The sequence below is a fragment of the Arthrobacter sp. Y3223164 genome (assembly GCF_059091005.1).
The window spans coordinates 1-335 of the sequence record NZ_JBNHGF010000941.1; the positions used below are offsets into that span (position 1 = coordinate 1).

Genomic DNA, 335 nt, shown 5'->3' on the forward strand with positions numbered 1-335 from the left:
CAGCTGGTCGATGGCGGCGTCCCCGACCGCTTCCACGGCGGCCGCCCCGGACCCGTCGTCACCGCCCGACCCCCAGGCCGGCTCAGCCGGTGCGGGAACCAGGATGAACAGGTTCTCGTCCCCGGCCGGCGCCGCCCCGGCGTCGGTGGCGCTGGGCTTGCACACGTACATGGAGGTTTCTCGGGCCAACGCCCGCCCGGAGCGGATGCGGCCGAAGTTCTCCTTCCAGTCCCGGGTGAAGAGCAGGTTGTGGTGTGCTAGCTGCGGCAGCGCCCCGCGCACGCCCAGGCAGACCAGCACGGCGCTGGGGCCGGGGTCGCGGCGGCGCCACACCC

General features: G+C 74.6%; 1 pseudogene. It reads right to left on the minus strand.

The annotated features are described in order from the left end of the window. Window positions 1-335: pseudogene (locus AC5RUJ_RS18835) on the minus strand (phytoene desaturase); the annotation flags it as partial.